Annotated in this window: 24 protein-coding genes, 1 tRNA gene, 1 other RNA gene and 1 riboswitch; of the genes, 18 read left to right on the forward strand and 8 right to left on the reverse strand. The window is 37.3% G+C overall.

Annotated features, from left to right (window positions below):
• Nucleotides 1-34: 34 nt before the first annotated feature.
• Nucleotides 35-208: riboswitch (Lysine riboswitch) on the reverse strand.
• A gap of 109 nt (nucleotides 209-317) precedes the next feature.
• Nucleotides 318-776 (reverse strand): transcriptional regulator ArgR, encoded by a 459-nt coding sequence (gene argR / locus J3U37_RS01520; protein ID WP_220217898.1) that lies wholly within the window; start codon nucleotides 774-776, stop codon nucleotides 318-320.
• Between the two features lie 186 nt (nucleotides 777-962).
• Nucleotides 963-1,541 (reverse strand): molybdopterin adenylyltransferase, encoded by a 579-nt coding sequence (mog, locus tag J3U37_RS01525; protein WP_267329563.1) that lies wholly within the window; start codon nucleotides 1,539-1,541, stop codon nucleotides 963-965.
• A 207-nt stretch (nucleotides 1,542-1,748) separates the two neighbouring features.
• On the opposite strand from mog, the gene J3U37_RS01530 reads away from it, so the two are divergent.
• On the forward strand, nucleotides 1,749-2,693 hold the full coding sequence (locus tag J3U37_RS01530; RefSeq protein ID WP_267373038.1) for an ABC transporter ATP-binding protein: 945 nt from the start codon (nucleotides 1,749-1,751) through the stop codon (nucleotides 2,691-2,693).
• Entirely contained in the window at nucleotides 2,686-3,456 is a 771-nt protein-coding gene (locus J3U37_RS01535) for an ABC transporter permease (RefSeq protein ID WP_267329562.1), read from the forward strand. Before J3U37_RS01530 ends, J3U37_RS01535 begins: the two co-directional genes overlap by 8 nt.
• Before the next feature lie 51 nt (nucleotides 3,457-3,507).
• Here the strand turns inward: J3U37_RS01535 and J3U37_RS01540 are convergent, their stop codons facing one another.
• From J3U37_RS01540 to accB, 3 genes are all read right to left on the reverse strand, one after another.
• Nucleotides 3,508-4,146, reverse strand: a complete 639-nt coding sequence (locus tag J3U37_RS01540; protein WP_220217895.1) for a bifunctional 4-hydroxy-2-oxoglutarate aldolase/2-dehydro-3-deoxy-phosphogluconate aldolase — start codon at nucleotides 4,144-4,146, stop codon at nucleotides 3,508-3,510.
• A gap of 67 nt (nucleotides 4,147-4,213) precedes the next feature.
• Nucleotides 4,214-5,560 (reverse strand): acetyl-CoA carboxylase biotin carboxylase subunit, encoded by a 1,347-nt coding sequence (gene accC, locus J3U37_RS01545; RefSeq protein WP_220217894.1) that lies wholly within the window; start codon nucleotides 5,558-5,560, stop codon nucleotides 4,214-4,216.
• A gap of 41 nt (nucleotides 5,561-5,601) precedes the next feature.
• On the reverse strand, nucleotides 5,602-6,063 hold the full coding sequence (gene accB / locus J3U37_RS01550; RefSeq protein WP_220217893.1) for an acetyl-CoA carboxylase biotin carboxyl carrier protein: 462 nt from the start codon (nucleotides 6,061-6,063) through the stop codon (nucleotides 5,602-5,604).
• A gap of 372 nt (nucleotides 6,064-6,435) precedes the next feature.
• On the opposite strand from accB, the gene J3U37_RS01555 reads away from it, so the two are divergent.
• The 6 genes from J3U37_RS01555 (at nucleotide 6,436) to J3U37_RS01580 (ending at nucleotide 12,711) form a co-directional block, all read left to right on the forward strand.
• Nucleotides 6,436-7,479 carry a rod shape-determining protein gene (locus tag J3U37_RS01555; protein WP_220217892.1) on the forward strand — a complete coding sequence of 348 codons (1,044 nt, stop codon included), beginning with the start codon at nucleotides 6,436-6,438 and terminating at the stop codon, nucleotides 7,477-7,479.
• 140 nt (nucleotides 7,480-7,619) lie between these two features.
• A complete protein-coding gene (gene mreC / locus J3U37_RS01560; protein WP_220217891.1) occupies nucleotides 7,620-8,462 on the forward strand; it encodes a rod shape-determining protein MreC in 843 nt (280 codons plus the stop codon).
• A complete protein-coding gene (mreD, locus tag J3U37_RS01565; protein ID WP_220217890.1) occupies nucleotides 8,449-8,934 on the forward strand; it encodes a rod shape-determining protein MreD in 486 nt (161 codons plus the stop codon). Before mreC ends, mreD begins: the two co-directional genes overlap by 14 nt.
• A gap of 11 nt (nucleotides 8,935-8,945) precedes the next feature.
• On the forward strand, nucleotides 8,946-10,421 hold the full coding sequence (rng, locus tag J3U37_RS01570) for a ribonuclease G (RefSeq protein ID WP_220217889.1): 1,476 nt from the start codon (nucleotides 8,946-8,948) through the stop codon (nucleotides 10,419-10,421).
• A gap of 104 nt (nucleotides 10,422-10,525) precedes the next feature.
• A complete protein-coding gene (gene tldD / locus J3U37_RS01575) occupies nucleotides 10,526-11,983 on the forward strand; it encodes a metalloprotease TldD (RefSeq protein WP_267329560.1) in 1,458 nt (485 codons plus the stop codon).
• A gap of 29 nt (nucleotides 11,984-12,012) precedes the next feature.
• A complete protein-coding gene (locus tag J3U37_RS01580; RefSeq protein ID WP_220217887.1) occupies nucleotides 12,013-12,711 on the forward strand; it encodes a DedA family protein in 699 nt (232 codons plus the stop codon).
• A gap of 1 nt (nucleotide 12,712) precedes the next feature.
• Here J3U37_RS01580 and rnpB read toward each other — a convergent pair.
• From rnpB to J3U37_RS01595, 3 genes are all read right to left on the reverse strand, one after another.
• Nucleotides 12,713-13,102: RNase P RNA component class A (gene rnpB / locus J3U37_RS01585), an RNA gene on the reverse strand.
• A 168-nt stretch (nucleotides 13,103-13,270) separates the two neighbouring features.
• Nucleotides 13,271-13,633 (reverse strand): outer membrane protein assembly factor BamE domain-containing protein, encoded by a 363-nt coding sequence (gene bamE, locus J3U37_RS01590; protein ID WP_267373039.1) that lies wholly within the window; start codon nucleotides 13,631-13,633, stop codon nucleotides 13,271-13,273.
• Nucleotides 13,634-13,845: 212 nt separating this feature from the next.
• Complete coding sequence (locus J3U37_RS01595) at nucleotides 13,846-14,127, reverse strand: helix-turn-helix domain-containing protein (RefSeq protein ID WP_294834198.1); 282 nt, start codon at nucleotides 14,125-14,127, stop codon at nucleotides 13,846-13,848.
• A gap of 178 nt (nucleotides 14,128-14,305) precedes the next feature.
• Between J3U37_RS01595 and J3U37_RS01600 the strand changes: the two genes are divergently transcribed.
• From J3U37_RS01600 to cas3f, 10 genes are all read left to right on the forward strand, one after another.
• On the forward strand, nucleotides 14,306-14,662 hold the full coding sequence (locus J3U37_RS01600; RefSeq protein WP_267337929.1) for a DNA-binding protein: 357 nt from the start codon (nucleotides 14,306-14,308) through the stop codon (nucleotides 14,660-14,662).
• A 63-nt stretch (nucleotides 14,663-14,725) separates the two neighbouring features.
• Entirely contained in the window at nucleotides 14,726-15,262 is a 537-nt protein-coding gene (gene proQ / locus J3U37_RS01605; protein ID WP_220217883.1) for an RNA chaperone ProQ, read from the forward strand.
• 9 nt (nucleotides 15,263-15,271) lie between these two features.
• Entirely contained in the window at nucleotides 15,272-17,350 is a 2,079-nt protein-coding gene (gene prc / locus J3U37_RS01610) for a carboxy terminal-processing peptidase (RefSeq protein ID WP_267335142.1), read from the forward strand.
• Nucleotides 17,351-17,382: 32 nt separating this feature from the next.
• The gene (locus tag J3U37_RS01615) at nucleotides 17,383-17,472 is read left to right on the forward strand and encodes a YnhF family membrane protein (protein WP_220217881.1); all 90 of its coding nucleotides are present in this window, start codon (nucleotides 17,383-17,385) and stop codon (nucleotides 17,470-17,472) included.
• 70 nt (nucleotides 17,473-17,542) lie between these two features.
• A tRNA-Ser gene (locus tag J3U37_RS01620) sits at nucleotides 17,543-17,630 on the forward strand.
• Nucleotides 17,631-17,780: 150 nt separating this feature from the next.
• A complete protein-coding gene (gene prmB / locus J3U37_RS01625; RefSeq protein WP_220217880.1) occupies nucleotides 17,781-18,671 on the forward strand; it encodes a 50S ribosomal protein L3 N(5)-glutamine methyltransferase in 891 nt (296 codons plus the stop codon).
• A gap of 32 nt (nucleotides 18,672-18,703) precedes the next feature.
• Nucleotides 18,704-19,771, forward strand: a complete 1,068-nt coding sequence (gene aroC / locus J3U37_RS01630; RefSeq protein WP_267373040.1) for a chorismate synthase — start codon at nucleotides 18,704-18,706, stop codon at nucleotides 19,769-19,771.
• A gap of 2 nt (nucleotides 19,772-19,773) precedes the next feature.
• The gene (locus tag J3U37_RS01635) at nucleotides 19,774-20,529 is read left to right on the forward strand and encodes a TSUP family transporter (protein WP_267329556.1); all 756 of its coding nucleotides are present in this window, start codon (nucleotides 19,774-19,776) and stop codon (nucleotides 20,527-20,529) included.
• Between the two features lie 288 nt (nucleotides 20,530-20,817).
• The gene (gene cas1f, locus J3U37_RS01640; protein WP_416379966.1) at nucleotides 20,818-21,771 is read left to right on the forward strand and encodes a type I-F CRISPR-associated endonuclease Cas1f; all 954 of its coding nucleotides are present in this window, start codon (nucleotides 20,818-20,820) and stop codon (nucleotides 21,769-21,771) included.
• The gene (gene cas3f, locus J3U37_RS01645) at nucleotides 21,768-25,097 is read left to right on the forward strand and encodes a type I-F CRISPR-associated helicase Cas3f (protein WP_267373042.1); all 3,330 of its coding nucleotides are present in this window, start codon (nucleotides 21,768-21,770) and stop codon (nucleotides 25,095-25,097) included. The genes cas1f and cas3f overlap by 4 nt, the downstream gene beginning before the upstream one ends.
• The last annotated feature ends 355 nt before the right edge of the window (nucleotides 25,098-25,452 follow it).

Genomic DNA, 25,452 nt, shown 5'->3' on the forward strand with positions numbered 1-25,452 from the left:
GCGGGGTATGTTCTATTTACCGTTAAACAAATACACACCGCGAAGCGCTCCACCTGTTAAGGTGACAACCCAAGGGATTCAGCCCTTGCAGTCGATTTGATAACTTTCTGGAACGTTACCAAACCTCGGCATTACATCCCCTTAATCATTTGTTAGCAGTTCCAGTCCCTAAAATGATCTACCTGAGTAATGCGCCTCTTCGTTTTTGTAACATAGGTTACAAAATCAGTGTTATATAGAATTAACGATTTAATCAAATGTGTCAATAGGTTAAACATTAAAAATTATCTAATTTTAACCCTTTTAGATTGATTGCGTTATAACGTTCGTTCAAACAGTTCGATAATAGTTTGATAAAGTTTTTTTACGCTGCATTCTTTGGTAGGGGTACTAAAAATGGTATCATCGCCGGCAATCGAACCTAAAATCCCTTCTGATTTACCAATTGAGTCCAGCAGTCGGGCAATAAGTTGCGCAGCCCCCGGACTGGTTCGAATCACCACCATTGAACTGTTGTAATCAATATCAATCACTAAATTTTTTAATGGGCTACTAGTGGTTGGTACACTCATTTCAGCTGGCAAACAGTAAACCATTTCCGCTTTTGCATTACGTGTTCTCACCGCCCCAAATTTGCTTAACATTCGGGATACTTTAGATTGATTAATATTTTCAAATCCCAGTTCTTGTAATGCTTGTACAATTTCAATTTGTGAACTGAATTTTTCTTGTAAAAGCATCTCTTTAAAGGCTTTAGTCAGATCTTTTTGTTTCATACTGTTCCTTGATATTTATTTTTTCACCCTGTGTGAATACCAAATAAAAGCATATATTTTCTTTAAAGCTAAGCTTGCCTTTAGAATTTTATGCATTTTTTATGCAATTTAAAATACCTAATATCGATTTGATGCAATTCAAACTGCTAAGTAATGGTGATAATTATGCATGAAATTTGCATAAGATTAAAGGTTAGACTTTATTGCATGCTTCGGACGAAATGCTTTAACAATATGTTCATGGGTTTCTATATAGGGGCCTTCTAACAGATCAATACAATAGGGCACACTGGCAAAGATACCATGAACAAGCGTATTTCCTTCACTATCTTTTACCCCTTCTAAGGTTTCTTGGATTGATTTTGGTCTACCGGGTAGATTTAAAATTAGGCATTTTTTACGGATAACCCCAACTTGTCTTGATAAAATAGCGGTAGGCACAAAGTGCAAACTGATTTGTCGCATCTGTTCACCAAATCCGGGCATGACCCGATCAGCAATTGCTAAAGTTGCATCCGGCGTGAGATCACGTAAAGCAGGGCCGGTACCACCAGTTGTAAAAATGAGATCACAATGCAAATTATCGACCAGTTCACATAGTGTTTGCTCAATAATTGGTTGTTCATCCGGAATAACTCGGCTTTCGGTTGCAAAAGGCGTTTTTAATGCCAATTGTAACCATGATATTAAAGATGGAATACCTTCGTCTTGATAAATGCCATTTGATGCTCTATCAGATACCGAAACTAACCCAATTTTAATCATAATAATTATTCCTTAATAAAAACACCTAAACTATTTAAACCCCATAAAGTTAAACCCGATAAAGGCTATAATAGCGAAGGATCTAATTTACATTCCACTGGTATTAAAAGTTATCTTTACAACCGCTCATTATATTACCAATATTGTCGATTGGCTAAACATGATATCATATCACTTAATCAGCCATTTATTTACTTAGGATATTTCATGTCATCAATTCCTGCACTTGAGTTAATTGCACTCAAAAAAATCTATAAAACGGGTGTAGAAGCGTTAAAAGGTATTAATTTGACCGTTGAGGCTGGGGATTTTTATGCGTTACTTGGGCCAAATGGTGCCGGTAAATCAACAACAATCGGTATTATCAGCTCGTTAGTGACCAAAACATCGGGGCAAGTTAAAATCTTTGGTTATGACTTAGATACCGATGTTGTTAATGCTAAAAGACAATTAGGGCTTGTTCCGCAAGAGTTCAATTTTAATCAGTTTGAAGAAGTGTTACAAATTGTGACAAATCAAGGTGGATATTATGGCTTACCCCGTAAACTAGCGTTACAGCGAGCGGAAAAATATTTGCGAATTTTGGATTTATGGGATAAACGCCATAGCCGGGCTTGTATGTTATCCGGTGGTATGAAAAGACGATTAATGATTGCACGAGCGTTGGTGCATGAGCCTAAATTGTTAATTCTTGATGAGCCGACTGCTGGGGTAGACATTGAGTTAAGACGTTCTATGTGGGATTTTTTGCGAGAAATTAATCGTCAGGGAATCACGATAATCTTAACCACTCACTATTTAGAAGAGGCCGAAATGTTATGTCGGCATATTGGTATTATTCAACATGGTCAATTAATTGCTAACTCTTCAATGCGTGATCTGTTAGCCAAAAGCCAATCAGAGACGATTATCATTGATTATGTGCCAACTTCTAACCCAATCCAGTTACAAGGTTATAGTTACCATGATGTCGAATCCGGTATGTTAGAGGTGAAAGTTGATAAGCAACATGGATTAAATCAATTATTTGAACAATTGAATCAACAAAATATTAAAGTGATCAGTGTGCGTAATAAAGCTAACCGTTTAGAAGAGCTATTTGTTGATCTATTACATAATGATAATAAACAGAAAGGAGACATGGATGAATAGTTTATATTGGATCGCCTTAAAAAGTATTTGGCGTAAAGAAGTAACGCGTTTTTTGCGGATCTGGATCCAAACATTGATTCCACCAGTTATCACCATGTCACTGTATTTTATTATTTTTGGTAACTTAATTGGTTCTCGCGTTGGTGATATGGGCGGTTTTAGTTATATGGCGTTTATCGTGCCGGGGTTGATAATGATGTCTGTTATTACTAACTCTTACACCAATGTTTGTTCATCCTTTTTTAGTGCTAAATTTCAGCGTAATATTGAAGAATTACTGGTTGCGCCCGTACCGACTCATATCATTATTTGTGGCTATGTGGGTGGGGGAGTAATGCGAGGTATTTTAACTGGCGTTTTAGTGACAATCGTTTCACTCTTTTTTGTTAGTTATCAAGTCTATTCATGGCTTTTTGTTATTTTTACCTTGTTGCTTACTTCGATATTATTTTCACTGGCTGGCTTATTAAATGCCGTGTATGCTAAGACTTTTGATGATATTAGTATTATTCCGACTTTCGTTTTAACGCCGTTAACTTATCTCGGTGGCGTTTTTTACTCAATTACGATGCTACCAACTTTTTGGCAATGGGTCTCTAAACTTAACCCAATTGTTTATATGATTAATGGCTTTCGCTACGGTTTTTTGGGCGTTAGCGATGTATCGTTATTGATTACTTTTTCAATGCTTTTTCTTTTTGTCATTGTGCTATATGCCATGGTTTGGCGGCTGATAGAAAAGGGTAAAGGGTTAAGAAGTTAGTCACTTAATTAAAAGTGGAAAACCGCCGATGAGTCATCGGCGGATTGATGATTATTTAGCGCCAGCGACGGCTTCTTTCGCCAGTTGCGTAATTTTGGCAAAATCACCTTGAGCAATAGCATCAGTTGGAATAAACCAAGTCCCACCAACACAAAGCACATTATCAAGTGCTAAATAGTCACGGTAATTTTTTGGATTCACCCCACCAGTAGGGCAAAATTTCATATAACCACATGGGCCAGCAAAAGCTTTTAGTGCTGCAACGCCGCCATTAATTTCGGCAGGGAAGAATTTTAATGCGGTTAACCCATATTCTTGCGCGGTTAATAGTTCCGAAATGGTGGCTATACCCGGAATCACCGGCACAGTTCCGGCAACCGCTTCTTTTAAGATAGAATCAGTAATACCCGGCGTAATGACAAATTTAACGCCAGCTTGAGTAACTTGTTTTAATTGTTCAACTGTTGTTACGGTACCGGCACCAACGACCGCTTCAGGTACTTCTTCAATAATTTTTTTAATTGCATCAAGTGCACATGCTGTTCTTAAAGTGACTTCCAATACTTTCACGCCACCTGCTATCAATGCTTTAGCTAGTGGTACAGCATCTTCTAAACGCTCAATAACGATGACCGGGACAACAGGACCCATTGTTAAAATTTCTTCAGCGCTTGTTTTCCAATTTTTCATCCGTTTTACCTATACTAATTTAATACTTCAATAAAACAATAATCCCCAATAAATGGGGATTATTTTGCTACTCGTAAATACCTAATTTCTTCTCTAAATAATGAATATTGGTGCCCCCTTTTTGGAAGCCTTCATCATTCATAATTTCAATGTGAAGTTCGATGTTTGTTTTTATGCCATCGATAACTAATTCGGCCAGAGCGTTTTTCATTCTTGCTATGGCTACTTCACGAGTTTCACCATAAGCAATGAGTTTACCAATCATTGAGTCATAATAAGGTGGCACAGTATAGCCGGCATAAATATGCGATTCCCAACGAATACCAAACCCTCCCGGCGCATGGAAACGGGTGATTTTACCCGGTGAAGGCATAAATGTTTTTGGATCTTCGGCATTAATTCGGCACTCAATAGCATGACCATGAATGTGAATATCACTTTGCTTAATTGAAAGTGGTTGACCTGCCGCAATAAGAATTTGTTCACGAATAAGATCAACACCGGTAACCATTTCAGTAACAGGATGTTCAACCTGAATACGGGTATTCATTTCGATAAAATAGAACTCGCCATTTTCAAATAGAAACTCAAATGTACCTGCTCCACGATAACCGATTTCAATACAAGCATTGACGCAACGTTCACCGATAAATTTACGCATTTTTGGTGTAATACCAACGGCTGGCGCTTCTTCAACGACTTTTTGATGGCGTCTTTGCATTGAACAATCACGCTCACCTAAATAAACAGCATTGCCTTGACCGTCTGATAACACTTGAATTTCAATATGACGAGGGTTTTCAAGGAACTTTTCCATATAAACCATGTCATTATTGAAAGCGGTTTTTGCTTCAAGCTTAGTCATTTTAATTGATTGCTCAAGATCTTTCTCTTCCCGAACAATACGCATGCCACGACCGCCACCGCCACCGGATGCTTTGATAATCACCGGGTAGCCAATTTTTTTGGCGATCTCTTTATTGGTTTCGATGTTGCTGCTTAATGGACCATCCGAGCCGGGTACACAAGGTACACCTGCTTTTTTCATCGCTTCAATAGCCGATACTTTATCGCCCATTAGGCGGATAGTATCCGGTTTTGGTCCAATAAAAATAAAGCCTGAACGTTCAACTTGTTCAGCAAAATCAGCATTTTCTGATAAAAAACCATATCCCGGATGAATAGCTGCTGCACCTGTCACTTCGGCAGCAGAAATTAACGCCGGAATATTAAGATAGCTTTTGGCTGAAGCGGCAGGACCAATACAGACTGTTTCGTCTGCAAGTAACACATGTTTTAAGTCTTTATCTGCCGAAGAGTGAACAGCGACAGTTTTAATTCCAAGTTCTTTACATGCTCTTAAAATGCGAAGAGCGATTTCTCCGCGGTTAGCAATAAGAATTTTATCAAGCATATTCAATCTCTTAATCGTATAAGTTAATAAATAAATTCAGATTATTCAATGATGAATAGCGGTTGATCAAATTCAACTGGTTGACCATTTTCGACTAAAATAGCTTTAATTGTGCCTGCTTTTTCTGATTCAATTTGGTTCATCATTTTCATTGCCTCTACAATGCAAAGCACATCACCAACATTTACTGTCTGACCAACTTCTACAAAAGCCTTTGATTCTGGGCTTGGTGTACGATAAAACGTTCCAACCATTGGCGATTTAATTGTTGTGCCGCTGATTTCAACACTATTTGTGTCGCTTACCACTTCGGCTTGAACTGTTGGAGTAACAACAACTGGCGCAGGTTGTGGAATTTGAATATTTTGTACTGGCGCAGAATAGCTTGTAGTAGGCACAGAACGACTAATTCGAACTGATTCTTCACCTTCAGAAATTTCAAGTTCAGAAATACCTGACTGTTCAACAAGTTCAATTAATTTTTTGATTTTGCGTATATCCATGAATTACACCGTATTTATTTGATAATAAGTAACAATTATTTTAATGCATCCTTAGAATCTTAAAAGAAGTCTTTTAATGATAATAAGGCAGTAACTCAACATTAACGCGGAAGGATACACTGTAAAAGAACTTTTGTCATTATATATCTCTTTTACGATCACTTGATATACTATTTTCTAGGTATTATTTTATATTTGATATACAATAGTCACACTTAATAATTGTTGAGGCGGACTATGGTCTTAACGTGCTAAATAAGCTATTATTTAGCGACATGAAATGGCGATTATTTTATTTTCATTTTATGGTTTCCTTCTCAATATTCTAATACATACACTTTAACAAGATTAATTCTAGGAAGAGTTTTTATTATGTTCAAAAAAGTTCGCGGCTTGTTTTCAAATGATTTATCGATCGATTTAGGTACAGCAAATACCCTTATTTATGTTAAAGGGCAAGGTATTGTACTAAACGAACCCTCAGTTGTTGCTATTCGTCAGGATCGTACTGGGACGCCAAAAAGTGTCGCTGCTGTTGGACATGCTGCGAAACAGATGCTAGGTCGTACTCCGGGGAATATTGCTGCAATTAGACCGATGAAAGATGGTGTGATTGCAGACTTTTCAGTGACCGAAAGAATGTTGCAATATTTTATTCGTCAAGTCCATAGTCACAGTTTTTTAAGACCAAGCCCACGAGTGCTTGTTTGTGTACCTGTTGGTGCCACCCAAGTTGAACGCCGTGCGATTCGTGAATCGGCATTAGGTGCCGGTGCGCGTGAAGTGTATTTGATTGAAGAGCCAATGGCTGCTGCTATTGGTGCGGATTTACCGGTTTCTGCGCCTACCGGTTCAATGGTGGTTGATATTGGTGGTGGTACGACTGAAGTTGCGGTTATTTCATTAAACGGTGTGGTTTATTCTGCCTCTGCTCGTATTGGTGGTGACCGTTTTGATGAGGCGATTATCAATTATGTTCGCCGTAATTATGGTGCACTTATTGGTGAAGCAACTGCTGAAAAAATCAAACATTTTATTGGTAGTGCTTATCCTGGTGATGAAGTCCTTGAGATTGAAGTTCGTGGACGTAACCTTGCCGAAGGTGTACCACGCAGTTTTACCTTAAACTCTAACGAGATTTTAGAAGCACTACAAGAGCCATTAAGTGGCATTGTAAGCGCAGTTAAAGTTGCTTTAGAACAATGTCCACCAGAGCTTGCATCAGATATTTCTGAACACGGAATGGTGTTAACTGGTGGTGGTGCGCTATTACGTAATATTGATAAATTATTATCAGCAGAGACAGGTATTCATGTTGTTGTTGCTGAAGATCCACTAACATGTGTAGCTCGAGGTGGTGGTAAAGCCTTAGATATGGTTGATATGCATGGTGGCGATCTGTTTAGTGAAGATTAACTGATAATTTATTGTTAATCTGTTTGTTGATCAATATGATTAGAAGTTTAGACATCTCATTTATTTTCCGCCGACTTTGTCGGCGGAATCATATCTTAAAATAATTAGATCTTGAGTATATAACAGGTAAATACCGGACAATGAAATTACTTTTTTCTAAACGTTCACCTCTTAGTGTACAGTTATTTATTTCACTTGCGTTAGCCTTAACGCTAATTGTAGTAGATTCAAATTATCGACCTTTCAAACAGATTCGTTATTATTTAGATACGTTAATTTCGCCACTTTATTATATTTCAAATGCGCCTAAATCATCGTTTGATCTGCTATATGAAATGTCCAAAACACGTGACACATTGGTTAATGAAAACGAAAAATTGCACCAAACATTAATGCAACAAAAAAGCGAACTCCTATTATTGGAGCATTTGAAACATGAAAATGATCGGTTAAGAGGCTTGCTTGATTCCCCGTTACGCCATGATGAACATAAAATGGCGGCACAAGTATTATTGACTGATACCGATCCTTACGTGTATCAAGTCGTTATCAATAAAGGTAAAGATAACGGTGTTTATGTTGGGCAACCGGTAGTTGATGAAAAGGGCATTGTGGGTCAAATCTATGAGACTGCACAAAACACCAGTCGGGCTATTTTAGTTTGTGACTATCAACATGCAATACCAGTACAGGTATTAAGAAATGATATTTCAATGGTCGCAGTAGGAAATGGGTGTAGTAATGATCTAACCCTCGATTTTTTACCTAACAATGTCGATATTAAGGTGGGAGATGTTTTAGTGACTTCCGGTTTAGATGGGCGCTTCCCAGAAGGTTATCCGGTGGCGGTGGTCAGTTCAGTTAAGCTTGATATTAGTGATTCAACCCCCATTATCTCTGCAACGCCTACAGCTGATATAAAACGTTTACGTTATCTACTATTATTATGGGGAGATCAAGGAGCAACACATGAGGGGTCATAATAAAATAGTCATAATTTGGATAACGTTATTTATTGGTTTGTGCCTGCAAATCATCCCATGGCCACCAGCTTATGACATGTTTAAACCACATTTATTGATACTTGTATTAGCTTATTGGCTCATTATGGTTACGCATCGAATTGGTATGGGGACGGCTTTTGTTTTGGGTGCCATTATGGATCTTTGTTCCGGCTCAATACTGGGTGTGCATGCTTTTATTTTTTCAATTATCGCTTATTTATTAATGTTTAGGTTTCAATTGATACGCAATTTAGCACTATGGCAACAGTCGATTGTGATATTTGGCGTATCGCTATGTTATAATTTATTGATATTTTTATTCCAAGTTGTCATTTATCACACTATAACGATTTCGCCTTTGATTTTACTCTCTAGTTGTGTTGATGGAGCATTATGGATATTTGTTTATTTAATGTTACGACTCATAGAACGGAGCTTTAATATCAATTAAAAGGAATCTTTATGTCTGTTGAACTATTGATGAATGTCACGCCGTCGGAGACTCGTGTTGCTTACATCGAAGATGGCGTATTACAAGAGATCCACGTTGATCGTGAATCAAGACGAGGGATCGTCGGTAATATTTACAAAGGTAAAGTGATTCGTATTTTACCGGGAATGCAAGCTGCATTTGTTGATATTGGCTTAGAAAAAGCGGCTTTTTTACATGCCTCAGATATCATGCCGCATACTGAATGTGTATCAGATACTGAACAAGAACAGTTTCAGGTGAAAGATATTTCAGAGCTGGTGCGTCAAGGTCAAGACTTAATGGTACAAGTAGTCAAAGATCCATTAGGTACCAAAGGCGCAAGGTTGACAACCGATATTACCTTGCCTTCCCGCTATTTAGTTCTTATGCCGGGACCAAATTCTGCCCATGTAGCAACTTCGCAACGTATTGAAAGTGAAGAAGAGCGAGAAAGGCTTAAAAAAATCGTTGAGCAGTATGTGACAGATGACGGTGGATTCATTGTCAGAACGGCCGCTGAAGGTGCACATGCTCATGAGCTTGAACAAGACGCCAACTTTTTAAAACGCTTATGGAAGAAAATTCAAGAACGAATGGCTCGCCCAACCAGTAAAAACCTAGTTTATGGCGAATTAGCCCTGTCCCAGCGGGTATTGCGTGATTTTGTTGGTGATCCGATTGAACGAATTTTAGTGGATTCAAAGCAAACTTATGATCTATTACTCGAATTCACCCAAGAATTTATGCCCGAAGTTACCGATAAACTATCGCACTATCGCGGCAATATTCCAATTTTCGATCTTTATGACACGGAAAACGAGATTCAGCGAGCCCTTGATCGTAAAGTTAAATTGAAATCGGGCGGTTATTTGATTATTGATCAAACCGAAGCGATGACCACAATTGATATTAATACCGGTGCATTTGTTGGTCATCGAAATTTAGAAGAAACGATCTTCAATACTAACATTGAAGCAACGATTGCCATTGCCAGACAGTTACGTTTACGTAACTTAGGTGGTATTATCATTATCGATTTTATTGATATGCAAGAAGCCATCCACCGAGAACGAGTATTGCAATCGCTACAAGACTTTTTAGCTAAAGACCGTGCCAGAACAACGGTTAACTCGTTTTCAGCATTAGGATTGGTTGAAATGACCCGAAAACGTACCCGAGAGAGCATTGGGCATATTCTGTGTGAACAGTGTCCGGCGTGTAAAGGGCGCGGGATTGTGAAATCGGTTGAAACTATTTGTAACGAAATTTTACGTGAAATAGTTCGTATATACAAAGCGCACCGCTCCGAATACTTTTTGGTCTATGCATCAGCAGCAGTGGCTAACGCATTAACCAATGATGAGTCGCATGCGCTTGCTGAGGTTGAAGTTTTCGTTGGCAAACGTGTCGAAGTTAAAGTTGAGCCGCTCTATATTCAAGAGCAATATGATGTAGTGTTGATGTAATTTTTTGACAAGAAGTTTCAGAAATACTATACGTTTTAGTAAAAAATGTACGAAATCTTCGGATAACAGTATAAATAGTAGGCAATATAGAAATTAAGGAATTTATGATAGTCAACCAAGTGAGTGAAAGGTTACTCAATCCTAATAACCTAAGCCAGAAAGATCTTATGCATTTACTTGATATGTTAAGTGCAAGGCAAATTGATTTTGGTGATTTATACTTTTTATCCGGCTATTACGAAAGTTGGTCGCTCGAAGATCGTATTATTAAAAGTGCTTCTTTTCATCGGGATCAAGGTGTGGGTGTTCGCGCTATTGTTGGCGAAAAAACAGGATTTGCTTATACCGATCAGCTCACTTTAGATCGTTTAGAACAAAGTGTCTCAGCGGCAAACTCAATAACTAAACAACAAACCCCTGTTGCTGTTACGCCATTTAAATCTGCTGACATTGTCGCAAAGTATCAATCCATTAACCCGATCAACTCGTTTTCTCAAGAACAGAAAGTGGCAATATTGAGACAAGTTGATCAACTAGCACGCTCAATAGATCCTAGAGTTATTGAAGTTTCGGCTAGTTTGACCGGTAGTTATGAAGATATCTTAATTGCCGCAACCGACGGCACATTGTGTGCTGATATCAGACCATTAGTGCGATTATCTGTTTCTGTAATTGTTGAGCAAGCTGGTAAACGTGAGCATGGCTCAAGTGGTGGCGGTGGGCGCTTTGGTTATGACTATTTTCTGACGAAAAACCCTCAGACAGGTGATAGCTATGTCGATAGTTATACCCGCGAAGCTGTTCGCCAAGCGTTAGTGGCTTTGTCAGCTAAAGATGCGCCGGCTGGCGCTATGCCTGTTGTGTTAGGTGCAGGCTGGCCAGGCGTATTGTTACACGAAGCAGTAGGGCATGGACTGGAAGGGGACTTTAACCGAAAAAATACGTCAGTATTTTCCGGCAAAATTGGTGAACAAGTCACTTCAACACTCTGCACCATTGTTGATGATGGGACGATTGATCATCGTCGTGGTTCGCTTTCGATAGATGACGAAGGTACACAAAGCCAAAAAACAGTGTTAATTGAAAACGGCATTTTAAAAGGTTACTTATTTGATAAACTCAATGCCAAATTAATGAATGCACATTCAACAGGTAATGGACGCCGGGAAAGTTATGCTTGTTTACCTATGCCAAGAATGACTAATACTTATATGCTGCCGGGCGATTCGACTTTTGATGAAATCATCAGTAGTGTTGATTACGGGCTTTATGCGCCTAATTTTGCTGGTGGACAAGTGGATATTACATCTGGTAAGTTTGTCTTTTCAACTTCCGAAGCCTATTTGATTGAAAAGGGAAAAATAACCACTCCGGTAAAAGGGGCAACGCTGATTGGTTCCGGAATTGAAACCATGCAACAAATTTCAATGGTCGGCAATGATTTGCAATTAGATTCAGGTGTCGGTGTTTGTGGTAAAGCCGGGCAAAGCGTACCGGTTGGTGTTGGGCAACCCACTTTAAAAGTCGATAATTTAACCGTCGGTGGTACTGTTAACCGCTAATAACTTAACATAATGAGAATTTAAAATAGATGGATACAATCATTACTCTTTATCAAGCATTTGTTAACATGGATATAGCAACACTTTCAAATCCAAATGTGTTATGGATATTATATGGCATGCTATTTATCATCATTTTATTAGAAAATGGGGTATTACCGGCTGCGTTTTTACCTGGTGACAGTTTATTATTCTTGACCGGTGTATTAATTAGTCAAAATGTCTTTCACTTTGGATTAATTAACTTGATTTTGATTGCCGGAGCGGCATTAGGTACCTGGCTGGGTTATATTCAAGGTTTGTGGCTAGGTAATACTAAAGTTGTACAAAATTGGATGGCACATATACCGGAAAAATACCACAAAAAATCAGAAGTACTATTCCATAAATATGGTTTACAAGCGCTATTTATTGGTCGCTTTATCGCCTTTGTTCGTACAATCTTACCTATGATGGCGGGTCTATCGGGTTTACATAGCAAAAAGTTCCATATCTATAATTGGATTAGTGCAACTTTATGGATATTTTTGATTGTTACCTTAGGTTATTTATTTGGTCTATCGCCAGTATTTAAAGCCTATGAAAAACAAATTATGTCTTTACTGATGTTAATACCGGTGTTTTTATTAGTTATTGGCCTTATCTTCTCTATCGCACTGGCAGTTAAGCGCTGGTTAAATAACAAAAAGAAAGCTAAGAGTATAGCAAACGAGGCGAGCAAAAAGTAAAAGGTGAAATTAACCGATAAGCCGGGTTCTGTCGTGGACAATCATTCCTCTAGGCTAATACTCACGCATTAGCTCAAGCAGTCTACCCGGATTCAACGCGGGCCGCGCCAATGAATCCCTATTTGACCTTGCTCCGAGTGGAGTTTACCGTGCCACAACTGTTACCAGTTGCGCGGTGTGCTCTTACCACACCCTTTCACCCTTACCTGATCTTATATAATAAGCCATCGGCGGTATACTCTCTGTTGCACTAGTCGTGAATGTTCGCTCTCGCCAACACCCCCCAGGCGTTACCTGGCACTCTGCCCTATGGAGCCCGGACTTTCCTCCCCTCTGTTTGTCTCCCTTTTACAAAAGACAACAACAAAGCAGCGATTGTCTGGTTAATTTCGCAAACGAGTATAACTGAAAGTGTAATTTTGTCCAGTGTTGTCTGATTGTTTAAACGATAGACGGGTAAAGTATAGGCGTTTGAAAACGTTTTGAGCTAAATGAATTGGGTCAGATATGTTGCCAGCACAATTTAGTTATGTGCTAGCAAATTGAGGTTAAAAGCCGATTACCATTTTTTCTGTTTAATATTCTCATTATAATTAAACCAAATTACCATACCATTTGAAGTGATAACATCAAGTTTTCCTTCTAAAATATCGTACTGTGTTTCGCCAATAATAGGGTGACTGGTTGAACTTTTTTTGCAATACACATAGGTATACTGGGTTTCATTGTTTTTAAGCGCTACTTTGGTGGTTGGCTCACCAAAAAGCGACAATAGTTGAATTTCAGTAGTCGAGCCCTCAATAATTTTATTGACTTTTTGTTGGCTCAATGGCGTGCCTTGCTCAGAAAAATTTTTCTGAGTACAAGCAGATAATGCAACAAGTGAACATAAAACGATAAGAATTTTGGATACTTTTTTCATTGTGTTACAGCCCTTACATAATAAATTAGTCTTGATTGAAGCCAATGATAATAGCATATGTTTGATATCGTTCAAGATAGCGTTAAAAGTATCGTTCTAAAATAAGATCGATTTGGGACAGTGAAGGTGAATTGGCGAAATATGGAAACATTGATATTAATTTCTCTATGTTTCCATATGTTGATATTGAGTTGATAAATCTGTTTGTTATTTTAGTTGTGAATCTTTTTTAAATTATTTTTTTTTCTTAATACACGCTTGATCGGTTTTTGGGTAGATGGATTAATATAACGACTTGGCCAAATTTCTGAAGGTTTAACATTCAAAGCATCCGCTATAATTTTTTCACCTTTTGTCCATGGCCTAACTAACGTATTACTTAATGTCGATGAGCTTAATCCTGATTGGCGTGATAGTGCTGCAAGTGTTGTGCCATTCTTTTTCAATGCAGCGATAATATCTGCTTTATGCCAGTCCTTCGAGTTAATTTCCATTTTTTTATTCCTTCTTAGTTTATAACCTTTAATATCTATGTTATTCTTTCCTGTTATTAAAACCAGTAAGTTTATAATTTAACTTTAGTTACAGTAAAAATTTGTTTCTTAATATTGTATCAAAGTTTATTTAATTTCTATAACTTTTTTCTTGTTTCTTAAATGTAGGATTATTAAAATGAAAGAGTGGTTCTCATCGAAAGAGCTATTAAGCATTGCAGGGATGCCGTCAACGATACAAGGTATCAATCGAAAAGCAAGAGCTGAAAAGTGGACTGCCCGTAAACGAGCTGGAGTACGTGGTAAAGCACTGGAATACCATATTAGTAGTTTTTCTGTTGAGGTTAAAAAAGCGTTATCTATTGAAGAGGTAAGTGCCTCATATTTAGTTTCACCGATTGAACCCTTACAACTTTGGATCACGGCTTTTGAACAATTATCTACTGATGAGCAAGCAATTGTTACTGCGTGGTTAATGCGCAATGGTATTAAAGATTTTATGTCATTTATTAACAAACACAAAAAAGATAGTTAGTGTTATTGTATAAGCTGATATATACTTTAACGTCACTGAAATTTAGATGCTATGGAATTACTAATGGAAAATCAGTTTCAATTAACAAATAGTAAAGAGATTATTGCTTATTTAGCCCAACAGTTTCCAAATTGTTTTACAATTGAAGGGGAAGCCAAACCATTAAAGATTGGAATTTTCCAAGATATCCTTTCTCAAATTGATAGCAATGAACTTTTAAGCAAAACCAAATTACGTGTAGCTTTGCGTGCTTATACCATGAGCTGGCGTTATCTATACTGTATTAAAGAAGGTGAATATCGTGTTGATTTGGACGGAAACAATAATGACATTATCACCAAAGAACAGATGGAACATGCGCAGCAACAGTTAAAAGAGAGCAAAGATAAAGCGAAAGCTCGAGCTAAAGAGAAACGTAAGTCATCTAAAGCACCTGTCAAAAAACCGAGAACTTTAAAAATCGGTGATTTTGTTAAATTATCTTTGGGTAACAAACCTGTAAAAGGGCAGATTATTAAGTTAGAGAAAGAACATATCAAAGTTAAAGTTGGGTCTGGTATGGAGTTAACTGTTAAACCAGAACATATCATTACTAAGTAGAGAATTTGAATGAATAAGTTATTGAAAGGTATTATTAGTCTAAGCTTTATTTTATCTGTTGTAAGTCCAAATGTTCAGGCAACATCGCCAGTTTATGAAAAAGTTCCTGTTTTAAAACAAGATGATATACATCAAATTGTCGCAAAACGTGTGACGAACTTTTTTACACAATCACATTATCGTGATTTTGCACTCAATGGAGCTTTTTCAGCTCAAATCTTTGATCGCTATTTTAAGCTATTAGATAGCAATAAAGCGATATTTTTACAAAGTGATATTGATAGTTTTCGAAGCAGACAAGAGTTGTTAGGTGAAGAGCTAATCAATGGCGATCTAAAAACAGCTTATGATATTTATAATCTTTCATTACAAAAACGCTACAACCGCTATAAGTATGCGCTTGATGTATTAAAACGTCCTATGGACTTTTCTGCTAAAGATGAAATCAACTTTAAACGTGAAGATTTAGCTTGGCCGAAAACCGAAAGCGAGCTTGATGAATATTGGAACAAACGTGTCAAATACGATGAGCTTAATTTGGCGTTGACCGGAAAAAATGAAGAGCAAATCCGCGAAGCATTAACCAAACGATATAATCGGGTTATAAAAACAATCATCCAATCGAATAATGAAGATGGCTTTCAAGTCTTTATGAATGCCTTTGCTCGAGAAATTGATCCCCACACCAGTTATTTAGCACCACGTAAAAAGCGTGATTTTGACTCTGATATGAGCTTATCTCTTGAAGGAATAGGGGCGACATTGGGTCAAAAAGATGATTATACTGAGATTATGTCATTTGTATCCGGTGGTCCAGCTGAAAAAAGCAAATCACTCGCTGTCGGTGATAAAATTATTGGCGTTGGTCAAAGTAATTCGCCTATCGAAGATGTCGTTGGTTGGCGTTTAGATGACATTGTAGATAAAATTCGTGGTCCTAAAGGCACTGTAGTTAAATTAGAAATTTTACCGGCAGACAATAATGGTAAACCTAAAGTTGTTGAGATCACTCGTGATAAAATTCATTTTGAAGATCGTGAAGCTAAATTAAAGATCATTAATAATGAACGCGGTAAAGTTGGTGTGCTTGAAATACCAAGTTTCTACATTGGTTTAACCAAAAAGGTTGAATCATTACTCATCACTGCCAATCAAGAAAATCTTCAAGGACTAGTGATTGATTTACGTGATGACGGTGGCGGTTCATTAGCCGAAGTTATTGAATTAACCGGTCTATTTATCGACACTGGGCCAGTTGTTCAAGTTCGCGACAATTTGCAAAAAGTGACGACCTATGATGACAAAAATCGAGGCATTGGCTTTAGTAAACCAATTGTTGTGATGATCAACCGTTATAGTGCATCGGCTTCTGAGATCTTTTCAGCAGCAATGCAAGATTATGGGCGAGCCTTAATCGTTGGTGAAACAACTTACGGAAAAGGTACAGTACAGACTTCTCGTAATATCTCCTATCCGGCTGATGCACGATTACATCCTGATTGGCCAGAGTTAGGTGGCGCTCAGTACACAGTACAAAAATTCTATCGTATCAATGGCGGAAGTACCCAACTAAAAGGGGTTGATCCCGATATTGATATGACTCAATCAAAATATATTGATGAAACAGGTGAGCGTTATTTAGATAATGCATTGCCATGGGATAAAATTGCGTCAGCAGATTATCTAACGGTTGCCAATATTAAACCATTGTTGCCGGAATTAAAATCGAAGCATATTGCTCGTATTAAAAAGAATCCTGAGTTTATCTATATCGAGGAAGATATTAAACGATTGAATGATAAAAAAGATCGTCAATATATCGTTTCCTTAAATAGAAAAGAACGGGAAACCGAGCAAAAAAGAGATGAAGATCGTGATTTGAAACGCATGAATGAGCGATTAAGTCGTGAAGGTCTCAAGCCGATTGCTAAATTAAGTGATTTACCTAAGGATTATAAAAAGCCCGATCCTTTTTTAGATGAAGCTGTAGAAATGCTTCTTGATTTGGCGCCTAACTATCCTGAAATAGAGGAAAATAAGTCATTAAGGGGTTTTCTGCCACTTGATGGACCAATTGAAAGTGAATAAATTAGAATTAAGAAATTAATTGGAGAGAGAATATGAATACAGATTTAAAATACGGTTTAATTGCGACAGTACTTATTCTATCAATTATTGCCGCATTTGGCGTGATTGTTTGTATGAATTAAAATACTTGATTAATTGTGCTGAGATCATTATAGTATGCAGCCTGCTACAAAATGCAGGCTCTTAAATTAAGGTGAGGTGTCCGAGTGGTTGAAGGAGCACGCCTGGAAAGTGTGTATACGGCAACGTATCAAGGGTTCGAATCCCTTCCTCACCGCCATTATATTGATTTAATCACAGAAGGATGCGCACCACTGGTTTAAACTTAATTACCAGTTGGAACTTTCGACGTTTCTTTGGTAAAGCCTCTGTGGTAAATAAGCTCGAGTAACCAGTAAACCCTTCCTCTCCTTGATCATTCGGAGCCAATATGGAAAACTTACGTACTGTTCAGGATTTTATTCGCTGGACTACTTCGCAATTTAGCCTGTCAGATATCTATTTAGGGCATGGAACAGATAACCCTATTGATGAAGCGAAGCAACTTATTTTATCTACTTTAGGCTTATCATTATTTATTCCTCCTGAATTTTACGCAGCTAATCTCACTAATGACGAAAAACTTCAGCTCATTGATTTAGTCAATAAACGAATTAATGATCGGGTACCTACGCCTTATTTGATCAATCAAGCTTGGTTTTGCGGACATAGTTTTTATATCGATGAGCGAGTATTAATACCCAGATCGCCAATTGGCGAGTTAATCGATAATCGATTTGAAACCCTATTAACAACTCAGCCACAAAATATTTTAGACTTATGCACCGGAAGTGGTTGTATCGGTATTGCTTGTGCGTATGCTTTTCCACAAGCACATGTTGATATAACAGATATCTCTTTAGAGGCACTCGATGTTGCCCAAACCAATATTGATTTGCATCAAATGATGTTTCAAGTCACGCCTATTTTGTCCGATCTGTTTAACGATATTCCAACTAAACAATACGATCTTATTGTGTCAAACCCACCTTATGTGGATGATGAAGATATGAATGATCTGCCGGAAGAGTTTGAGTATGAGCCTAAACTCGCGCTTGAAGCTGGTGATGATGGTTTGGATTTAGCAAAAAGAATATTACGTGATGCCGTTAATTATTTAGCACCAAACGGCGTGTTAGTTTGTGAAGTTGGTAATAGTTGGGTCAGTTTACAACAACAATATCCCGATGTGCCGTTTAATTGGATTGAATTTGAACGTGGAGGACTGGGTGTTTTTTCCATAACACGTGAAGAGCTGATTAAATATCATCACTATTTTTAAATAAGTTTTTCTCTAATCGGAATAAAAATATTATGTCAGGAAACTCAATCGGAAAATTATTTAAAGTGACGACTTTTGGTGAGTCGCATGGTACTGCATTAGGCTGCATAGTTGACGGCGTGCCTCCTGGTCTTAGCTTAACCGAAGCGGATATGCAACACGATCTTGATCGTCGCCGGCCGGGCACCTCCCGTTACACTACTCAGCGACGCGAGCCTGATCAGGTGAAAATTTTGTCTGGTGTTTTTCAAGGCATCACAACCGGTACCAGTATTGGTTTATTAATTGAAAATACCGATCAGCGTTCACAAGATTATAGTCAAATAAAAGATATTTTTAGACCAAGTCATGCTGATTTCACCTACCAAAAAAAATATGGTATCCGTGATTACCGTGGCGGCGGTCGTGCTTCTGCTCGTGAAACTGCTATGCGAGTTGCTGCTGGTGCTATTGCTAAAAAGTATCTATACGAAAAACTTGGTATACAAATTCGAGGCTATTTAGCGCAAATGGGTGATATTGAGTGTGAGCTTAAAGACTGGCAACAAGTTGAACAAAATCCGTTTTTTTGTGCTGATGAAAGCAAACTTGAAGCGCTTGACAGTTTACTGAGAAAGCTTAAAAAAGAGGGTGATTCAATCGGCGCAAAAGTGTGTGTGGTTGCGCAAAATGTTCCTGTTGGGCTGGGTGAACCTGTGTTCGACAAATTAGATGCAGAACTTGCCCATGCTTTAATGAGCATTAATGCGGTTAAAGGCGTTGAAATAGGTGACGGCTTTGCGGTAATTAATAAGCGAGGCAGTGAAAATCGTGATGAAATTACCCCTGAAGGCTTTTTATCTAATCACGCTGGCGGTATTTTAGGCGGTATTAGCTCCGGGCAAACCATTTTGGCAAGTATTGCTTTAAAACCTACGCCAAGTATTGAAATTGCCGGGCAGTCGATTAATGTTTATGGTGATAGCGTTGAAGTATCGACGCATGGTCGACATGATCCTTGTGTGGGGATCCGAGCAGTACCAATTGCTGAAGCAATGGTTGCAATTGTTTTAATGGATCATTATCTTCGACACCTTGCACAATGTAGTGATGTAAAATAATCATGAGTTACGAATTACTGGCTTTACTTTTTTTTATAGCCATGTTGGCTGGTTTTATTGATTCTATCGCTGGTGGCGGTGGGCTATTAACGGTACCGGCTCTTTTGGCGGTAGGCTTACCGCCAGCCAGCGCTTTAGCCACCAATAAATTACAAAGTACTGGGGGATCTTTCTCTGCCAGCCTTTACTTTATTCGTGAACGCATGGTTGATTTAAAACAGCAAAAATTCGCAATTACCTGTGCCTTTATTGGCTCGGCGCTTGGCACATTATCCGTCATGCATATACAAGCTGACTTCTTAAAATTACTCTTACCGATCTTAACTATTAGTGTTGGGCTCTATTTCTTACTCTCCCCGACCATTGGGGAAAATGACCGTAAAAGTCGCCTAACCATAATCCAATTCGCCTTATTACCAGCATTAGCTATCGGATTTTATGACGGTTTTTTTGGGCCCGGAGCTGGCTCATTTTACGCAGTAGCCTATATCACCCTTGCCGGTTTTAATTTAACCAAAGCCACTGCACATACCAAAGTACTCAATTTTACCTCTAACTTAGCGGGCTTAATCTTTTTTATTGTTGGTGGAGAAGTGGTATGGTCAATTGGTCTTGTTATGCTTGTTGGTCAATTTATTGGCGCAAGATTAGGGGCAAAAATGGTTATCGCTAAAGGACGAAAATTGATAAGGCCAATGCTTATTACCGTTTCCACTATTATGAGTATCAAACTCATCTATGAAAACTTCTTCTCTTAGAGAATAAAAAGATACTTACGATTAATCACAAAACCCCGCTCCTGAAAATTTTTTGAGGAGCGGGGTTTTTGCGTTTTAAAATGCTCTGATTTTAATGGCTGGAATTGTCATTGTATTTTATTTAAACAACGATCATCTTAAACTGGTTAATAATTTATCATCTTATAATTAGTAAAGCGATTTATTGAATTAGCTTTTATAAAAATTGTTATTTAAAAAAGCTCGTTTTTTACATAAAACAGTGTTAATTTGTCATTATGTAAAAATTGAATTTATTTTCTTATAATCATGGATTTGATTCACTCTTCTGATCTTAAAACCATTTTACATTCCAAGCGTGCTAATATTTATTATTTAGAACACTGCCGGGTTTTAGTCAATGGTGGTCGAGTTGAGTATGTCACCGATCAAGGGCAGCAATCATTGTATTGGAACATTCCGATAGCTAACACCACCTGCATTTTGCTTAATACCGGTACTTCATTAACGCAAGCTGCTGTCCGTGAACTTTCAAGAGCCGGGGTAATGATTGGATTTTGTGGTGGCGGCGGAACACCACTATTTGCTTCGACCGAGTCAGAGTTTGCTTGTCAATTTTTTTCACCTCAAAGTGAGTATCGTGCAACTGAATACTTACAAAGTTGGTGCCAATTTTGGTTTGATGATCAGCGCCGATTACAAGCCGCTAAAATGTTACAACAGCATCGACTTAACATCATTCAATCGAGTTGGTTAGAATTTGATTGGACAGTAGATCAAAATCAATTAACTAACATTATCAACGATGCTAAAGAACAGTTTAATACGGCTGAAAATAGCCAATCTCTGTTAACAGCAGAAGGACGATTTAGCAAAAGATTGTATGCAATGGCAAATCAATTAACGTTGCAAGATGACAAATTTAAAAGAGAGCATGCCACTCGAAATAAAAGCCATGATCCTGCTAATCAATTTTTAGATCATGGTAATTATTTAGCTTATGGTTTAGGTGCTACGGCTTGTTGGGTATTGGGTTTGCCACATGGTTTAGCTATTTTACATGGCAAAACTCGACGTGGCGGCTTAGTTTTTGATGCTGCTGATATTATTAAAGATGGCATGGTTTTACCTCAAGCTTTTATATCTGCTATGCAAGGTGATGATGAGAAAACATTTCGTCAATCTTGTATTTCACAATTCGCGCAATTAGGCGCGCTCGATATGATTATTGATACGTTAAAACAAATTGCGGATAAAACATGAATATTTTACTTGTGAGCCAATGCAAAAAAAGAGCATTAACAGAAACCCGTCGAATCATCGATCAATTTGCTGAGCGTTGTGGTGAACGAACTTGGCAAACACCGATGACTTCAGCCGGTTTACAAACGCTTTATAAATTATTACGTAAAACCGCTCGAAAAAATACTGCTGTTGCTTGCTACTGGACACATGGAAAAAATCTAACTGATCTCCTTTGGATTGTCGGCGATAAAAGCCAATTTAACCAGCAAGGACGAGTGCCGACTAATCGTACAAAACGAAATATTTTACGAAGTGATAACGAAAATTCTTGGCAACATGCTATATCCATACAACTTATTGCAACTATTGCTGCATTATTGCATGATTTAGGTAAAGCGACAGTTGGTTTTCAAGATAAATTACGTAAAGCTTCAATAACTGGAGATCCATATCGACATGAGTGGATTTCATTACAGTTATTTTTACTGATGATTCACGATTGTAGTACAAATCAAGAGGTACTAACACGTTTAGCTAATTTTGCCGATTATCAACAGCAAAAGCCAGATTGGTATCTGAAATTATCGAAGATTGAAAAATGTGATCTTTCTCAATTGCCATTATTCGCACAATGGATTGGTTGGTTAATTGTATCACATCATCGTATGCCTTTCTTAATGCCTATTAAATACAAAGATTGTCAAGAAAAACAAAAAGATGACTTTGATATTTCTCAGCTAACAACAAAAAGCTTTTTTAAAACATTCAAAGCCGTTGAAAAATGGGTTAAAAATAGCGATAGTCAACATCCATTCCCTGAGCACTTTTGGCAATTGAAAAGTGATATCACCTTAAGTCAAACTTGGCTAAAAAAATTAAGTCGCTATGCAAGTAAAGCATTTAATCACGCCCCTTTAATGCAACTCACAGAAGTTGATACATTATTATTACACCTATCCCGATTAAGCCTTATGGTTGCAGATCATAACTATTCTAGTTTACCATGTTATGATAAAGAAGCAGATGAAGATACTGCAATACTTATTGCTAATACCAATAAAGGTCCAAAAACAAAACAACGTTTAGATGATCATCTAATTGGTGTTGCTAATCTTACAGCAAGGTTTGCTCGCCTATTACCCAAATTGAGTGAAGAATTACCGGCAATCAATCAGCATAAGCCATTTACCAAACGAACGACAAATAAACGCTTTCAATGGCAAAACCATGCTTTTGATTTGTCCAGAAGTTATCAACAATTGAGCGATAATAATGGTTTTTTTGGCGTTAATATGGCATCTACCGGTTGTGGTAAAACCTTAGCTAATGGGCGTATTATGTATGCGTTGTCAAGCCCCCAACGTGGAGTGCGTTTTACCATTGCCTTAGGTTTAAGGGTATTGACGCTACAAACTGGCAATGCATTACGTGAAAGATTGCATTTGACCGATGAACATTTGGCTATTTTAGTTGGTGGCAAAGCAATCCAAACCTTATTTGATTTAGAAAATCAAAACAAAACTTCAGATAATAAACGAAAAGCTAATCTAGATAGCCTTGGTTGTGAGTCGATAGAATCATTAGTCGATGAATTTATTGATGTGGCAGAAAGCGGTATTGCTGATAATGAATTAGGTACGATTATCGAAAATAGTAAAGCTCGTAAATTAATTTATACGCCAATTGTCACATGTACCGTTGATCATCTGATGCAAGCGAGCGAATGTGTTCGAGGTGGCAAATATATTGCACCTACTTTAAGACTGCTTACTTCTGATTTGATTTTAGATGAACCCGATGATTTTGATCAGCAAGATTTACCTGCTTTAGCAAGATTAGTTCATTTAGCTGGCCTTTATGGCAGTAAAGTACTTCTTTCATCGGCTACTTTAACGCCTGATTTAATTGTTGGCTTGTTTGATGCCTATCAAGCCGGAAGGAAAATATTTAATCAAAATAATGGAAAACATGATAGTAGCATTGTCTGCGGGTGGTTTGATGAATATCAACAATCAATTGAACAAATATTAGATACTAATAATTTTAGAGATCATCATAATCAATTTGTTGAACAAAGAGTAAAAAAACTTGAAAAAGGAGTTTGTCGTCGTCAAGGGCAGATTTTGGAATTATTAAATTATTCATTAGATAAAAAAGAAAATTTAGATCAGGGATATGCTTTATTGGCAAAACAGTTACTAGAACAAGCCTACCACTTTCATTTAGATCATCATCAACAAGATGAGAAATCAAGCAAGAAAATCAGTATAGGTTTAATGCGCTTTGCGCATATAGATGATGTAATGTTGCTGACTAAACAATTCTATAATCAAACCGAGTTACCGGCAGATGTCAAATTTCATTTGGTAGTCTATCATGCTAGACAATTATTATTGTTACGTAGCCAATTAGAGGAAAAGCTGGATAGAATATTAAACCGGACTGATCCTAACCAATTATTTGAACAACTTGAAATCCGTACCGCTATAGCAAACAGTGATAAAAAGAATCAAATTTTTATTGTAATAGGTACTCCAGTTACTGAAGTTGGGCGTGATCATGATTATGATTGGGCAATTATAGAGCCATCTTCAATGCGTTCAATTATTCAATTAGTCGGCCGAGTATGGCGCCACAGACCAGAAAAAATAGCCCAAAAAGCGAATGTGGCTATATTAGGTAGCAATTTAAAATCGATAAAGTATGGAAATAATTTAGGTATTCATAATCCTTGTTTCACAAAGCCAGGTTTTGAACAAAAATCACTTTTTTTATTAAAAACGCATAAAACTGACCAATTGATAACATCCGATCAATTAATGAATATTAATGCTGTTCCCCGTATTATCTCAGATAATCAAAATGAGTTAACTCTTGCTGGATTAGAACATTATGTTATGGCTAACTTGTTTCCAGTTAATGCTCAAAAATGTAATTATGTCACTAGCTATTGGCAACCCAATTTAGCTCATCATCATTGTGTTCACCTTCAATTAATTTCGCCATTTAGAATGCAAGAACAATCACAAGATGAATATATTTGCCAATTAGATGAAGAAGGCGAACATCAATTTAGTTATGCTGAAATAGCTTGGCAAACACCAAATGAACTCAGTTGTGATCTGCAAAATAGTAATTTTAACTATAAAAATTGGCAGTTTAATAATCCTTTGATTCAGCCTTGGTTAACCAATACTGTTGAACAAGCGCTTGCGCAAATAGCTGAATATATTCCGTATAAAAATCATTATCGATTGGCCAATGAATTTTGTACTGTGAACTTAAATAGCGAAACACGGTGGTGCTTCCACCCTTATTTTGGTTTTTATAAAGATAGCTTTTAAGAGCAAAGGTAATTAGTTTAGCTATCTCCATGCTAGTAATGTCTAGGTATTTACTTTATACTTGGTTGCTCTGCCGTGTAGGCAGTTTAAAAAATATTCTGATTAAATGTTATCGATTTAATTAACCGCCGTATAGGCGGTTCAGAAAATAATATTTATTTTTTAAAAATCTTTCAGTGGTTAAAAATTTTGTAAATAAAATATTAAATATCATCCATATTCTGATTAAGCGACTTTGACTTTTTGTTTTTTTCATATATAGTGACTATTGTTAATATAATTTATATTAAATTGTATAGTTCAAATTAGATATTACTAATTATATTTAAAAAATTTAAATATAAAAACCGATAAT

This window comes from Gilliamella sp. B3172 (assembly GCF_026536465.1).
Taxonomy (GTDB): domain Bacteria; phylum Pseudomonadota; class Gammaproteobacteria; order Enterobacterales; family Orbaceae; genus Gilliamella.